At 71.4% G+C, this 13,081-nt stretch carries 14 protein-coding genes and 1 CRISPR repeat array; of the genes, 8 read left to right on the forward strand and 6 right to left on the reverse strand.

Annotated features, from left to right (window positions below; genetic code table 11):
- Window positions 1-29: 29 nt before the first annotated feature.
- A complete protein-coding gene (locus AC0VYM_RS14250) occupies window positions 30-1,799 on the reverse strand; it encodes a PhoX family protein (RefSeq protein WP_475462755.1) in 1,770 nt (589 codons plus the stop codon).
- Window positions 1,800-1,962: 163 nt separating this feature from the next.
- Here AC0VYM_RS14250 and rpmG point away from each other — a divergent pair, with 163 nt between their 5' ends.
- The 3 genes from rpmG (at window position 1,963) to AC0VYM_RS14265 (ending at window position 4,897) form a co-directional block, all read left to right on the forward strand.
- The gene (gene rpmG, locus AC0VYM_RS14255) at window positions 1,963-2,127 is read left to right on the forward strand and encodes a 50S ribosomal protein L33 (RefSeq protein ID WP_475462756.1); all 165 of its coding nucleotides are present in this window, start codon (window positions 1,963-1,965) and stop codon (window positions 2,125-2,127) included.
- 15 nt (window positions 2,128-2,142) lie between these two features.
- Entirely contained in the window at window positions 2,143-2,382 is a 240-nt protein-coding gene (locus AC0VYM_RS14260) for a type B 50S ribosomal protein L31 (RefSeq protein WP_475462757.1), read from the forward strand.
- A 115-nt stretch (window positions 2,383-2,497) separates the two neighbouring features.
- Window positions 2,498-4,897 (forward strand): lysylphosphatidylglycerol synthase domain-containing protein, encoded by a 2,400-nt coding sequence (locus AC0VYM_RS14265; protein WP_475462758.1) that lies wholly within the window; start codon window positions 2,498-2,500, stop codon window positions 4,895-4,897.
- 115 nt (window positions 4,898-5,012) lie between these two features.
- A CRISPR array of direct repeats spans window positions 5,013-5,468; the repeat unit is 29 nt; unit sequence GTGAGCCCCGCGCACGCGGGGATGGACCG.
- A gap of 266 nt (window positions 5,469-5,734) precedes the next feature.
- Here AC0VYM_RS14265 and AC0VYM_RS14270 read toward each other — a convergent pair.
- Complete coding sequence (locus AC0VYM_RS14270) at window positions 5,735-5,989, reverse strand: peptidoglycan-binding domain-containing protein (protein WP_475462759.1); 255 nt, start codon at window positions 5,987-5,989, stop codon at window positions 5,735-5,737.
- 413 nt (window positions 5,990-6,402) lie between these two features.
- Between AC0VYM_RS14270 and AC0VYM_RS14275 the strand changes: the two genes are divergently transcribed.
- The 3 genes from AC0VYM_RS14275 to AC0VYM_RS14285 all read left to right on the forward strand — a co-directional run bounded on the left by AC0VYM_RS14275 (window position 6,403) and on the right by AC0VYM_RS14285 (window position 7,886).
- Window positions 6,403-6,606, forward strand: coding sequence for a hypothetical protein (locus tag AC0VYM_RS14275; RefSeq protein ID WP_475462760.1), 204 nt, complete (start codon window positions 6,403-6,405; stop codon window positions 6,604-6,606).
- A gap of 132 nt (window positions 6,607-6,738) precedes the next feature.
- Window positions 6,739-7,476: a MerR family transcriptional regulator gene (locus AC0VYM_RS14280; protein WP_475462761.1), complete on the forward strand. Its 738-nt coding sequence runs from the start codon at window positions 6,739-6,741 to the stop codon at window positions 7,474-7,476.
- Window positions 7,473-7,886 (forward strand): hypothetical protein, encoded by a 414-nt coding sequence (locus tag AC0VYM_RS14285; protein ID WP_475462762.1) that lies wholly within the window; start codon window positions 7,473-7,475, stop codon window positions 7,884-7,886. The genes AC0VYM_RS14280 and AC0VYM_RS14285 overlap by 4 nt, the downstream gene beginning before the upstream one ends.
- Here the strand turns inward: AC0VYM_RS14285 and AC0VYM_RS14290 are convergent.
- Entirely contained in the window at window positions 7,806-9,569 is a 1,764-nt protein-coding gene (locus tag AC0VYM_RS14290; RefSeq protein WP_475462763.1) for an acyl-CoA dehydrogenase, read from the reverse strand. The two genes, AC0VYM_RS14285 and AC0VYM_RS14290, sit on opposite strands and share 81 nt — an antisense overlap.
- A 118-nt stretch (window positions 9,570-9,687) precedes the next feature.
- On the opposite strand from AC0VYM_RS14290, the gene aroQ reads away from it, so the two are divergent.
- Window positions 9,688-10,149, forward strand: coding sequence for a type II 3-dehydroquinate dehydratase (aroQ, locus tag AC0VYM_RS14295; RefSeq protein ID WP_475462764.1), 462 nt, complete (start codon window positions 9,688-9,690; stop codon window positions 10,147-10,149).
- A gap of 4 nt (window positions 10,150-10,153) precedes the next feature.
- On the opposite strand, the gene AC0VYM_RS14300 is transcribed toward aroQ, so the two are convergent.
- Together AC0VYM_RS14300 and AC0VYM_RS14305 are read right to left on the reverse strand one after the other, a co-directional pair.
- Window positions 10,154-10,558, reverse strand: a complete 405-nt coding sequence (locus AC0VYM_RS14300) for a hypothetical protein (protein WP_475462765.1) — start codon at window positions 10,556-10,558, stop codon at window positions 10,154-10,156.
- A gap of 96 nt (window positions 10,559-10,654) precedes the next feature.
- Window positions 10,655-11,284, reverse strand: coding sequence for a histidine phosphatase family protein (locus AC0VYM_RS14305; RefSeq protein ID WP_475462766.1), 630 nt, complete (start codon window positions 11,282-11,284; stop codon window positions 10,655-10,657).
- 160 nt (window positions 11,285-11,444) lie between these two features.
- On the opposite strand from AC0VYM_RS14305, the gene AC0VYM_RS14310 reads away from it, so the two are divergent.
- Window positions 11,445-12,662 carry an FUSC family protein gene (locus AC0VYM_RS14310; RefSeq protein WP_475462767.1) on the forward strand — a complete coding sequence of 406 codons (1,218 nt, stop codon included), beginning with the start codon at window positions 11,445-11,447 and terminating at the stop codon, window positions 12,660-12,662.
- On the opposite strand, the gene AC0VYM_RS14315 is transcribed toward AC0VYM_RS14310, so the two are convergent.
- A complete protein-coding gene (locus tag AC0VYM_RS14315; RefSeq protein WP_475462768.1) occupies window positions 12,656-12,985 on the reverse strand; it encodes an SCO4225 family membrane protein in 330 nt (109 codons plus the stop codon). The two genes, AC0VYM_RS14310 and AC0VYM_RS14315, sit on opposite strands and share 7 nt — an antisense overlap.
- Between the last annotated feature and the right edge of the window lie 96 nt (window positions 12,986-13,081).

Here is a 13,081-nt window from a genome sequence, read left to right on the forward strand (position 1 = left end):
TACGTGCCTGCCCCACCCCGGTGACCGGATCAGGTCCCGATGATCCCGCCGTCGTCCTTGCGCACCACCACGACCGCGGACCGGGGTCGGCCCGCAGGATCGAACCCCGGCCAGTTGCTCAGCGCGCGGGGGTCCTCCACCGTGGGCTCCCCCAGCCCGGGCGCGGCCGACCCGGGTCCCTGCACCGTCACGAACAGGGTCCGCTGGTCGGGGCTGGCCGCCGTCCCCGCGATGCCGCAACCGGGCGGGCCGGTGAGGAACCGTCGCACCTCGCCGCTCTCCGGATCGGCGCACAGCAGGGCGCTGTTGCCCACGAGTTCGCGCGCGTCCCCGGAGTCGTCCCCGAGCCGGACTACGTCGGTCCGGATCCACAGACGGCCGTCCTCACCGCAGTGGACCCCGCCCGGGGAGGCGAAGACCGCGCCCCGCTCCTGGTCGGAGGCGGTCCCGCCCGCCCGTGCGAACTCCTGCCAGGAGAAGAGGGTCGCACCGTGGTCGCTGGCGCCCTCGGTCCAGGACAGTACGCGGCCGCCGTCCGCGGAGGCCTCCGAGAGGTAGACCGTCCCGGTCACGGGGTGCACGGCCGGTGTCCCCGGCCCCCGGAGCTCGGTGGCGCCCACCGCGTCGGCGGCCTCACGGGCCCTCAACAGCACGTCGGCCTGGTCGGCGAAGCCGTCGCCCGTGGTTAGCCCGGAGCGTCCGTGCACCAGCGGGAGCCAGGTGCCCAGCCCGTCGGAGTCCAGACGGGCGGCGTGGAGGACGCCCTCGTCCAGGGGGCCCGGGCTCCGGCCGTTCACGGTGCGCCAGGGGTGCTCGGCCACGAACTTGTACAGGTGGGTGGGATCGCTCATGTAGACCACCGCCCGGCCGCGTGACTCGGTGACGGCCGCGCCTCCGTGCGCGATCCTGCCCATCGCGGTGTGCTTCACCGGGACCGCCGACGGGTCCAGGGGGTCGATCTCCACGGTCCAGCCGAACCGGTGCGCCTCGTTGGGACCACCGGCCAGGTCGAAGCGTCCCACGTGGGTGTGCCAGCCGTAGGAGGCCTCGCCCGAGGTGAGCCCGTAGCGGCGCTGCGACTCGGTGGGGGACCAGCCCTGGGTTCGGGTCCCGAACACGTCGGTGAGTGTGTCCTCGCCGGTCAGGTAGGTCCCCCAGGGGGTGCTGGCGTGAGCGGTGCCGCCGATGACCCCGGCCGGGTCGGTGGTGGTCTCCAGGCTCCGGTGTCCGGTGAGCGGCCCGGACAGGACGGTGGGGGAGGTGGCGGTGAGCCGCCGGTTGAGTTCGTCGTCGATCACCCTCCAGCGACCGTCCGTCAGTTCGACGCGGGCCACGGTCACCCCGAGGGATGCCATCTCCTTGTCGGTCCGCTCCGAGGTGGCCGAACGCCCTCCGTCCGCGTGCAGCAGGACGGGGTCGGCCCAGGAGTGGTTGATCACGAGCAGTCCCCGCCGCCCTCCGTCGTGGCCGGGGTGCAGGGGCACGTAGGTCAGTCCGCTGTGGCCGGTGCCCACCTGCCGGGCGGCCTGCGTCGCGGTGTCGGAGGCGTCGGCCCTCCAGTACGGGGTGCCCCGGTGCAGCGGCGCGCCCCACGGGAGCAGGACACGGGCGGTGTACCCGGGCGGGACGGTGACGCCGTCGGCGTGGGAGACCGGAACCTCGGTGAAGGCGGGGGCCGATCCGGTGTCGGGGGCGGCCAGGGCGGGGTGGAAGGAGCCGCCGAACAGGGCGGCCGTGGTCAGGACCCCGAGCCCCGCTCCGCCGCGCAGGACCTGACGACGGTTGGGTCCGTGTTCCATGGTTCTCCTCCGACCGGCGAGCACTCTTTGTATTGAGGTAATTACAATACGTAGTTTTTCCTGCGTATTCGGGTATGTGGTGCCCCGTGGCGGTGTCGTGTTTTCGTGGGAATGAAAACGGTTATCGCTTGGTTGGAAGGCCTGTCACCCCAAGGAGGCGCCCATGGCACGCAACGACGTCCGGCCCGTCATCCGGCTCAGGTCCACGGAGGGCACCGGGACCACCTACGTGACCCGGAAGAGCCGCCGCAACACCCCGGACCGCCTGGTCCTCAGCAAGTACGACCCCCGGCTCCACCGCCACACCCGGTTCCGAGAGGAACGCTGACGCAGGGAGGGCTCCATGCAGAAGAACATCCAGTACGGTCACGTCGTCTTCCGCGACAAGGCGGCCGACTTCTCCTTCCTCACCCGGTCCACGCGGAGCAGCGCGAACACCGTCGAGTGGGAGGACGGCCGCACCTACCCGGTGATCGACGTCGACATCTCCAGCGCCAGCCACCCCTTCTACACGGGCAACGCCCGCGTGGTGGACACCGCGGGGCGGGTGGAGCGCTTCCAGCGCCGCTACCAGCGCGGCTGACCCAGCACACGGCGCCGCCGGGGACCACCCCGGCGGCGTCGTCGCGTGGAACGGGCAGGACGAAACACCCTCACCCCTGCCGTCCGAATCCGCACGGGTCCGGCAGGCTTGTTCCGTGACGACAACCCCGACCGAAACACCGGCCCCCACCCCCGGCCGTACCACCGCGAAGGCCCCGCGCAGCCCCGTCGACCTCCTCGTCGGCGTCGCCGGACTGCTCCTGGTCTGCGTGGTCCTGTTCCTCGTGAGCAACGCCATCTCGGACGGCGCCCCGACCGACGACGCCACCCAGCTCCGCGCGGTGATCCCGTCGTGGCTGCTGTTCGGCGCGGCGCTCGGCGCCAACCTGCTGCTCATCGTCCTGATCGCCTACGTCGTCCTGCGCACGCTGTTCGTCGGAGAGCTACGCGACCTGACCCGCGCGATCGTCGCCGCGGTGGCGGCCTACGCGATGACGTCCTACGTCAACTCCGTCCTGAAGAACGCCACCTACAGCGCCGAGTCGCTGCCCGGGGTGCCCGACGAGGTCCTGACCGCCGCCACCCTCGGCTACGTCGCCGCCGGAATCGCGTTCGCCCGGACCATGCCCACCGGACAGCCCCGGGTGCGCTCCCTGCTGTGGGGCACCAACGCCGCGATCGCGGTCACCTCGGTGATGGCCGGGGTCACCAGCATCCTCGCGGTCCTGTTCACCATCCTCGTCGGCCTCACCTGCGCCGCCCTGAGCCGCTACGCCATCGGCGCCAGCGTGCCACCTCCCGCCACCGGGCTCATCCAGGCCGAGCTCCGCCGCTTCGACATGACCGCGGACCGGATCACCCCCGCCGGAACCGACCGGGAGGGAGACTCCCTCTACCTGGCCGACCTCGCGGACGGGCGCCAGATCGAGCTCTCCGTGCTCAACTCCGAGAACACCAGCGGGTTCTGGCTGCGTCTGCGCGACCTCCTCCTCCTACGGGGCCCCGTCGCCCCGCGCATGCTCTACGGAGCGCGCAGACGCGCCGAGCACGCCGCGCTCATGAGCACCGCCGCCCGCGAGGCGGGGGTGGACGCCCCCCGTGTCCTGGCGCTGGGAGAACTCACCCCCGGCACGATCTTCCTGGCCCGCGAACGCTCCCGCCTCCAGGGGTTGGACACGCTGGACCCGGACCGGACCAGCGACGCCCTGCTGGACGATCTCTGGCGCCAACTCGGTCTGCTGCACCGGCGCCGCGTCGCCCACGGCGACCTCAACGGCACCACGGTGGGCGTGCTTTCGCATGCCGAACCCCGGCCGGTCACCGCCTCGCTCACCGGGGTCGACCGAGGCGTCGTGGCGGCGCCCCCGATCCGTACCGCCCTGGACACCGCCGCGATGGTCACCCTGTTGGCACTGCACGTGGGCGCCGACCGTGCGGTGTCCTCCGCGGTAAGGGCCCTGGGCGTGTCCGCCACCGCCAACATCCTCCCCCTGCTGCAACCCGCGGGCCTGCCCCACGGACTCCGCGCCGCACTGCGCCGCGCCGACCGCTCGCTCATGGGGGACCTGCGGCGGCACATCGCGGCCGTCGCTCCCGAGGCCCCCACCGAACCCGCCCGCCTGGAGCGGATGCGCCCGCGCACCATCGTGAGCTTCGTGGTGGTCACCCTGGTCGGACTCGTGCTGGTCTACCAGCTCTCCGGGGTCGAACTGGGCACCATCCGCTACGCCGACCCGGCGTGGACCCTGGCGGCCCTGGCCATGGCCACCGTCTGCATGGTCGCCGCCGCCATGGTGCTGATCGGCTTCGTTCCGGCACGTCTGCCCTTCTGGCGAACGGTGCTGGTGCAGTACGCGGCGTCCTTCGTGCGCATCGCCGCCCCCGCCGGGCTGGGCTCGATCGCGATCAACAGCCGGTACGTGATCAAGGCCGGAGTGCCCACCTCGCTGTCCCTGTCCGCCGTGGGCCTCACCCAGTTGGTGGGGTTCCTGGTCCATGTGCCGCTGCTCCTGGTCTGCGCGTACCTCACCGGTACCTCGTACTGGACGGGCTTCACGCCGTCCCCGACCGTCACGGTGATCGTCATCATCGGAACCGTCAGCGTGGGTTCCGTCCTGCTGCACCCCCGCCTGCGCAGGGCCGTGGGTTCCAGCCTGCGCCCGTACCTCAACGGGGTGCTGCCGCAGCTGCTGGACCTGTTCCAACGCCCCGCCAGCCTCGTTCTGGGGGTGGGCGGCACACTGCTGCTGACTGTGGCCTTCGTGCTGTCCCTGCACTTCTCGGTCCTGGCCTTCGCGGGGCCCGAACTCGAAGTGGGCCTGGTCGCGGTCGCGGTGGTCTTCCTCGCGGGCAACGCCATCGGCTCGGCCGCGCCCACCCCGGGCGGGCTCGGCGCGGTCGAGGCGGCCCTGATCGGTGGGCTCACCACGGTCACCGCGATGCCCGCCGACGTGGCCCTGCCCGCGGTGCTGCTGTTCCGGGTGCTCACCTTCTGGTTCCCGGTGCTGCCCGGATGGGCGGCCTTCAGCTACCTGCAACGCCGCGAGGCGATCTGATGACCACCAAGACCGCTGGTATCGCGGCCCTGGTGTCTGCCAGGATGTGCACAAGAGGACGTCGGGCGAATTATCAAGCGGAGATAACGGCCCGCGTTTTCCCAGGTCGTTTACTGTGAGCCCCGCGCACGCGGGGATGGACCGCTGGGGCGGGTGCATTTCCCCGGCCAGGGGGAGTGAGCCCCGCGCACGCGGGGATGGACCGTCTGCGAGGTTCTGGGTCGGGGTGGACGTCTCGTGAGCCCCGCGCACGCGGGGATGGACCGGCCGCGACCGCCGAGGCCCGCGCCGACGCGCAGTGAGCCCCGCGCACGCGGGGATGGACCTCTACGAATTCCGGGTTCTGGGAGTCCCGCACCGTGAGCCCCGCGCACGCGGGGATGGACCGCGGTTCACCGGCTGCTGTACGGCCGAACCGACGTGAGCCCGGCGCACGCGGGGATGGACCGGTGAGATCCCAGCCTCGGACGCGGGCTTCTTCGTGAGCTCCGCGCACGCGGGGATGGACCGGTGCCCCGTACCGGGTTGATCATCATCACGGGGTGAGCCCCGCGCACGCGGGGATGGACCAGCATGGGCCGCTGAGAAGGATCCGGCTCCGTAGCTGAGCGCCCTCATCTGTGCGAACTGCTTCGGCGGCGTACTCCTCTGCCCGTGTGCGGGGTGGCTGCGTGACCGGTTCGGTCGCTGCGACGGTCGCCAGGGGTGCGGGCGTCGAAGACGGAGCCGGTGGTGTGGCCTGGGAGTACGAGCGCCTGGAACCAGGAGCTGTAACAAGGCACCTCGCGCAACGCTCGGCTGCACGAGGTGCGACGTGCCCGGAACGGGACGGGCGCTCTACTTCACCCCTGACACCTTCTGCACGAACTCGGTCATGACCTGGGCTCCAGCTGTGCCGGTGATCGGCGTTCCGGGGTTGGGAGACCCCTGCTCCTCCCTGGCCTTGCGAACCGCCGCGACCGTCTTGGAGCCGTACTTGCCGTCAGCCTCCAGGTGCTCGTTGGGAGGCGTGCCCAGATGCCCCGAGGCGATGAGCAGTTCCTGAAGGTAGGCCACCTTCTCGCCCTCGTCACCCTGCTTGAGCCCAATCATGTCCGTCTCCGTTCCTACGCGTGGGGCGGGAGAAGCCTCGAACGCCAGAGTGCCGCCCCGTGATCGGATGTCCACGACCCCGAAAGTCCCCGGCCTCCCAGGCGCGGAAACCCATGTGACCTGCGAAGACGTGGAGGCTGGAAGGCATATCCGAATCAAGGTCCGCGAGTTGCCCGAACCGGGTGGCCTGGTTGCGGAGCCCGGCGACGAGGGCGGCAGTGGGCGGATGTCCGCGTGGCTCGGGAGCTCTGCGCACGGGGAACGGGGCGGCGTCGCTTCCGGAGGCCTGGGTGAGGGTGGCATGTACCCTTCCTCCCGGGTGCGTCGGCCCCTGCCCCAGGGATGGCGCACGAACCGTCCCGCGCGGGGAGAGGTGGTCCGGGACCCCTTCCCCCTCACCCTGAAAGATGTGCATGACCGAGGAACCCCGCTCCGAGAGAAGCGCCGGCCTGCCCTACCTCCACATGGTGCTGGTCGGCGTCCTGTTCCTGCTTCTCATGCTGATCAAGTTCGAGGACCCCCTGCCCACGTTGCGCTCGCCCCTGATGATCGTGCTCAGCGTGGCGCTGGTGGTGAGTGCCTTCCTTCTGGGCGGCAGGACCCTGAAGAAGAGCTGACCGTCACGGGGGGGCGGGGCGTCCGCGATGCACGGGTGCCCCTCGTTGTGGACAGAGGGTTGCGGTTGACGTGACGTCAACGTCTAGCTTCGTTCTTGTGGCCGGAGGGTCTGGTCGGACGAGGGGAGACGGATGTCGTGGTCGATGGGTGAGGTCTGCCGGATGAGCGGAGTGACCTCCCGGACGCTGCGCCACTACCACCATGTCGGTCTGCTGATCCCGGAGGACACCGGGCCGGGCGGGCTGCGCCGGTACGGCGAGCGCGAACTGCGCAGGCTCCAACGAGTCCTGGTCATGCGTGAGCTCGGTCTGGGACTGGCGGACATCCGCCGGGTCCTGGACTCCGAGCAGGACGAGGCGGAGGCGCTCCGGCAGCACCTGTGCGACCTCGAAGCCGAGCGGGACCGTCTCAGCGTCCTCGTCGACACCGTGCGTCGCACGGTCGACGCCTTGGAGAACGACGTGACCAGCAGACCTGAGGAGCTCTTCGAGGGCTTCGACACCGCCCACTACTCCGAGCGGGCCCGGGTGGAGTGGCCGCAGCAGTGGGAACAGGCCCGGGAGGCCATGACCTCCGTCGACGGTGAGCGGATGCGCGCGGAGACGGCGGAGGCGATGGGCCGGATGGCCGCCTTCCTGAGGGCGGGTACGCCGGTGGCGGCGCCACCGGTCCAGGCGGAGGTCGAGGTGCACTACCGGCGGGTGTGCGTGATGTGGACACCCGACGCGGAGGCCTTCGCCCACTTGGGGCGGGTCTACGCGGAGGACGGCCCGTGGCGTGAGGTGTACGAGAGCGTCGAGCCCGGACTGGCCGACTACCAGCGCGAGGCCATGGAGGTCTTCGCCGAGCACCTGGGGGAGGGCACGTGATCCCCGCGCACTGGACGGCCCACCACCGGGAGGAGGACGGAGAGGTCCTGGGATACCTGAGACCCGAGGGCGATGGTTTCGTGCCGGTCAACCCGTTCGGCCACCCCGTGGGTCGCGCGGCTCCGGAACACGACGCACGGGCCGTTCTGGACGACGTGGGCCTGGCCTCCCTGGCCGAGCTCTGGTACATGACCCTGCCGGGGCGGGCGGAACCGGTGACGGTGCGGATCGTCGAGGTCACCCCGGAGCGCATGCGCGTGGCCAACGCCGACTACGGGTTCGAGGAAGCCGACATCGGCCACGTGTTCGTTCTCGACGTCCCCGCGCGTCTACAGAACGTCCGGGGAGGTGTCCAGGACCGTGCGGTCACGGGAGGCGACCAGGGTGAACCAGGCCTCGGTGCGGGGTAGCTCGTGGCGGAAGAAGTACGCGGCTGCGGCGCGCTTGCCCTCGTAGAAGGCGCCCTCCTTGCCGTGGGCGGCCGTGAGCTGTTCCAGCCACATCCAGGCCACCACGACGTGGCCGACCGCTTCCAGGTAGGGGGTCGCGTTGGCCAGCGCCGCCGCCGGGTCCCCGTCGGACCAGGCGGCGGCGGTGGCCTCGGTCATGCGGTCCAGAACGGAGGAAAGGAGCTCGGCGTACTCGGTCTCGGTGCTCTCGTCCACGGCGGCGCGGGCCGTCTCCACCAGGAGGGAGAGGCGGGCCCCGTCGTCCAGGACGGCCTTGCGGCCCAGCAGGTCCAGGGCCTGGATGCCGTGCGTGCCCTCGTGGATGGCGTTGAGCCGGTTGTCCCGGTAGTGCTGCTCCACGTCGTACTCGCGGGTGTAGCCGTACCCGCCGTGCACCTGGATGGCCAGGCTGTTGGCCTCCAGGCACCACTGCGAGGGCCAGCTCTTCACGATCGGGGTGAGCACGTCCAGGAGCAGGTGCGCCCTCCGTGCGGACCCGGGTTCGCCGCTGGTCTCCTCGTCGACCAGCCGGGCGCAGTACAGGACCAGGGCCAGCGCGCCCTCCACGTAACTCTTCTGTGCCAGGAGCATCCGGCGGACGTCGGTGTGCTCGATGATGGGCACCTGGGGCTGCCCGGGGTCCTTCGCGCCGAGGGGGCGGCCCTGGAGCCGTTCACGGGCGTAGGCGAGGGACTTCAGGTAGCCGGTGTAGCCGACCGCCGTCGCCCCGGCGCCCACACCGATCCGGGCGTGGTTCATCATGTGGAACATGTACCGCAGCCCCTGGTGCGGTTCGCCCACCAGGGAACCGACCGCTCCGGGTGCCCCGCCGGGGGTGTGGCGGCCCTCCCCGAAGTTGAGGAGGGCGTTGACGGTGCCCCGGTAGCCCATCTTGTGGTTGAGCCCCGCGGTGACGACGTCGTTGCGCTCCCCGTCGGCCAGGTACTTGGGCACGACGAACAGCGAGATGCCCCTGACCCCGGGCGGTCCGCCGGGGATCCTGGCCAGGACGAGGTGGACGATGTTCTCGGTCAGCTCGTGGTCGCCCGCGGAGATCCACATCTTGTTGCCGAACAGCCGGTACGCGCCGTCGCCGTCGGGTTCGGCGCGGGTGGTGATGTCGGCCAGGGAGCTTCCCGCGTGCGGCTCGGACAGGCACATCGTGCCCGTGAAGCGCCCCTCCACCATGGGCCGGACGAACGTGTCGATCTGCTCGGGGGAGCCGTGGGCCAGGAGCAGAGAGGCGTTGCCCGAGGTGAGGAAGGGGTAGGCGGCCGTACCCGGGTTGGCTGCCTGGAAGTAGGCGTCGCAGGCGCTGGAGACCACCCGGGGGAGCTGGCCGCCGCCCACGGCGGCGTCCATCGCCAGGGAGGAGAGCCCGGTCTCGGCGTGCACCTTCAGGGCCCGGCCGACCTCGGGGATGACGTGCACCCGTTCACCGTCGAAGCGGGGTTCGTGGGCGTCGCTGGTCTTGTTGTGCGGGGCGAAGTGGTCGGTGGCCACGCGTTCCGCCAGTTCGAGGGCGCCGTCGAGGGTCTCCCGCGAGTGGTCGGCGTACCGGGGCCGCTCCGTGAGGGCCTCGGCGTCGAGCCATTCGTAGAGCAGGAACTGCAGGTCGCGCCTGGACAGCAGGGTGGACGCCACGGGTTGCCTCCCAGAGTGATCAACCGACTGGTCGGTATGCTATCGGTCCGGCTTCCCGTCCGGGTGGTCGGGGTCTACGCTGGTCCCACCAACCGGAGTCGAGGCCAGGAATCCGAGCATGCCCGAGAACACGCCCACCGTGCTGTTGCTGAACGGCCCCAACCTCAACCTGCTGGGTACTCGAGACCCCGGGCAGTACGGAACCACCACCCTCGCGGAGGTCGAGGAACGGGTGACCGCCCTGGGAAGGGAACTGGGTGTGGAGGTCGTCTGCGCGCAGTCCAACAGCGAGGGCGGCATGGTCGACCACGTCCACGCGGCCCGGCACTACGCCGGTGTGGTGATGAACCCCGGCGCCTACGCCCACTACAGCATCGCCCTGCGCGACGCCGTGGACGCGATCGAGGCACCCGTGGTCGAGGTGCACATCTCCAACGTCTACGCCCGCGAGGAGTTCCGCCACACCTCCGTCACCGCGCCGGTCGCCGCCGGGTACGTGGCGGGGTGCGGGATCCTCGGCTACGAACTCGGTCTGCGCGCGGTCCTGTCCCGCGCGGCGGAACGGGCCGCCCGGGGCTGACCCCTCAGTTCCACAGCAGTTCCTGGCCGGGGACCTGTTCGCCCCCGGAGCCCGACCGCCTCGACCTGCACCGCAGGCACGTCACCGGGCTGGTGGACGGGCGCAGCCGCATGGGGTCGTCGGCGGCCGCGCACACCACCGCCGGGATCTCCACGCCCACCCAGACCCGGGTGGTCAGCTCGTGGACGATGCTGCCGTCACCGATCCGGGCCGCCTTCGCGTCGGCCAGTTCGGACCGGCGGCGGCGCAGCGTGGCGGCGAGGTGCCGGACCTCGGGGGCGGGCTCCTGAGCGGGCTCCTGGGCGGGTTCGGCCTGCGGGGCGGGCCGGACCCGTGGGACGGGGCCGAAGCCCGGGAGGGGGACGGAACCCGGGATGGGGACGGCGTCGGAGGCGGGGTGTTCGGTCATGCCCTCCAGGATGCCCTGCCGGGCCCGACCTCGCACACGGGCGCGCGGAGCTCGGAACCGACTGGTCGGTACGGGACGGGGACGAGGGAGCGCCGCTCAGCGGAAGGTCATCAGCTCCGGTCCGCCGTGTTCCAGATGCGCGTGGTCGTTGAAGGAGAGCAGCCGGGTCCCGCCGCGCCCGTGCACCAGCTTGGTCACCGACCCGTTGACCACCACCCGGTTCATCGCGACGAACACCGGATCCGGCGCCCGCATCAGGGAGGCGCAGGCGGTCGCGATCACCCCGGCCGAGGTGAACACCAGCGCCGTCCTGCCACTGCCGAGCGAGGACGCGAGCTCGTCCAACGCCGTCCGTACCCCGTTACGGAAGGCGGTCCAGGAACCCTCGCCCGTCGCCTCGGACGCCGTCCACGCGTGCAGCGAGGCGTCCAGCCGTTCCTGGAGGGTGCCGGTCCCGGTCGTGTGGCGCTCCAGCAGACGCAGGTGGTCGTACTCGTTCCACCGGGGGTCCGGCACGGGTTCCACGCCCAGCCCGGCCAGCGCGGTGGCGGCGGTCTGTCGCTGGCGGCGCAGGGTCCCGCTCACCACGGGCCCGAGGTCCAGCCCGCGTCGGGCCAGTTCGGCCCCGACCAGACGGGACTGTTCGTGTCCGGTGGGGCTCAGTTCGTCGTAGTCCGCCGCCTCGGGGGAGGCCTTACCGTGGCGGATCAGGTAGATCGTCGGCATGGCGACACAGTACGGGCGGTCCCGCGCGGAGGGACGCCCCGGGTCCGCTCCGACGCGAAACACCGGGCACGGTAACCACACTTCTCGCCTCCCGGCCGGTATCAATGGAACCGGCGGCCCCCCACCCCCGAAGGCGTGTCCCTTCGTCGGTGAGGAGAACATGGGAGAGCTGCCCCTTGAGGGCCACACCCCGCGGAGCAGGATCAGGGCCGTGGCGACGGAGGTCCGTGCGCGCCTGTCGGCCAACGCCTCCCTGATCGTCCTCGCGGTCATCGCCGCCACGCTGGCCTGGACCATCGCGGGTGGCCTCGTCCAGGACCACCGGCCCTTCTTCGCGCCCATCGCCGCCGTCATCGCGCTCAACGCCTCCGGAGGGGAACGCGGTGCCCAGGCCCTGCGCCTGCTCATGGGCGTGTTCATCGGCATCCTCGCGGGCGAGCTCAGCCTGCTGGTCACCGACCTCAACGAGGTGGCCATGGTGCTGGCCACCGCGTGCGCCATGACGGTGGCCGCCGCGATCAACGCCGAACGGATCATCATCGGCCAGGCCGCCGCCAGCGCCATCCTGACGACGATCTTCGTCGGCGGCGCCAGCCCCGGCATCGACCGGCTCGTGGACGCGCTCATCGGCGCGGGTGTGGCGCTCGCCTTCAGCCAGCTGTTCTTCCCGGCGCGGCTGGTGGCCCTGCTCCGCCGGATCGAGGAGGACGCGCTCAACGAGATGGCCACCATGCTCGCCCTGGTCGGCCGGTCCCTGGAGGACGGGGAGACCTCCAGCGAACAGGTGGTCAACCGGCTCGGGGACCTGAGCCGGCCCATGGCCGAACTCAGCCGGGCACGCGAGAGCAGCAAGGCCACGATCCGGCTCTCCACCATCCGCTGGGGCGACCCGCAGCCCGTGCTGGAGGAGGACGAGGTCATCGAACGGCTGATCCTGCTCGGTGAGAGCTGCCTCTTCCTGGCCCGGACCACCACCGCCATGGGCGTGGAGGAACAACGGGAGCTGGCACCCATCGTCACCGACATGGCCGACGTGCTCACCATCCTCTCCGACGACCTCAGCAGCCGTGAGGCCCGGGAGGAGGCGGTGGAACGGGCACTAACGGCCGCGCGCGCCTACGGGACCGGCGCCCCCGAGGACGACCCGGTCACCCACGCCACCCACCTCGCCGTGGAGATGGTCGCCGCCGACATCATGGTGTTCGCGGGGATCAGGTTCGAGGAGATCGAGGACGTCCTCCAGGGAGACCTGGAGGATCCCACCGTCCCGCACCCGCCGGGTGAACCGTGGCTGCCGTGGCTGAGCTGGCGCCCCCGCTGGCGTCCCCGCTGGCGGCTCCGGGGCCGCCTCCCGTGGCGTCGCTCCGGGGGTCAGTGACCCGCGCTCCGGCGCCGCCGTGCCAGGGACCGGACCGCCAGCCCGATGAGGAGCGCGTTGCCGAGCGCGCCCAGGACGAACAGGACGAGGAACACGGGCGCCTGCGCGTCGACGGGCATCCCGGCCATGTCGAGCAGCGAGAAGGCCAGCACCGAGAACACGCCGCACGGCAGCAGCCACACGGCCAGGGCCAGCTCCGGCATCCCCGAGCCGAAACCCGGGCCGAGATGGACGACGACCGTCCCCACGAGGACGGCCGCGGCGAGCGCGAGGTACACGCGCGAGGGACGGTTGTCCGTCGAGGCGGCGAGGAGGTGGCGCACGGTGCTCCTTGGTTCCGGGTCCCACCAGGGTGCCGCAGCACGGCGGAGGGCCCCTGAGTACGGATACTCAGGGGCCCTCGGACACCGGGGACTCAA

The organism is Nocardiopsis sp. iso_237 (assembly GCF_056173345.1).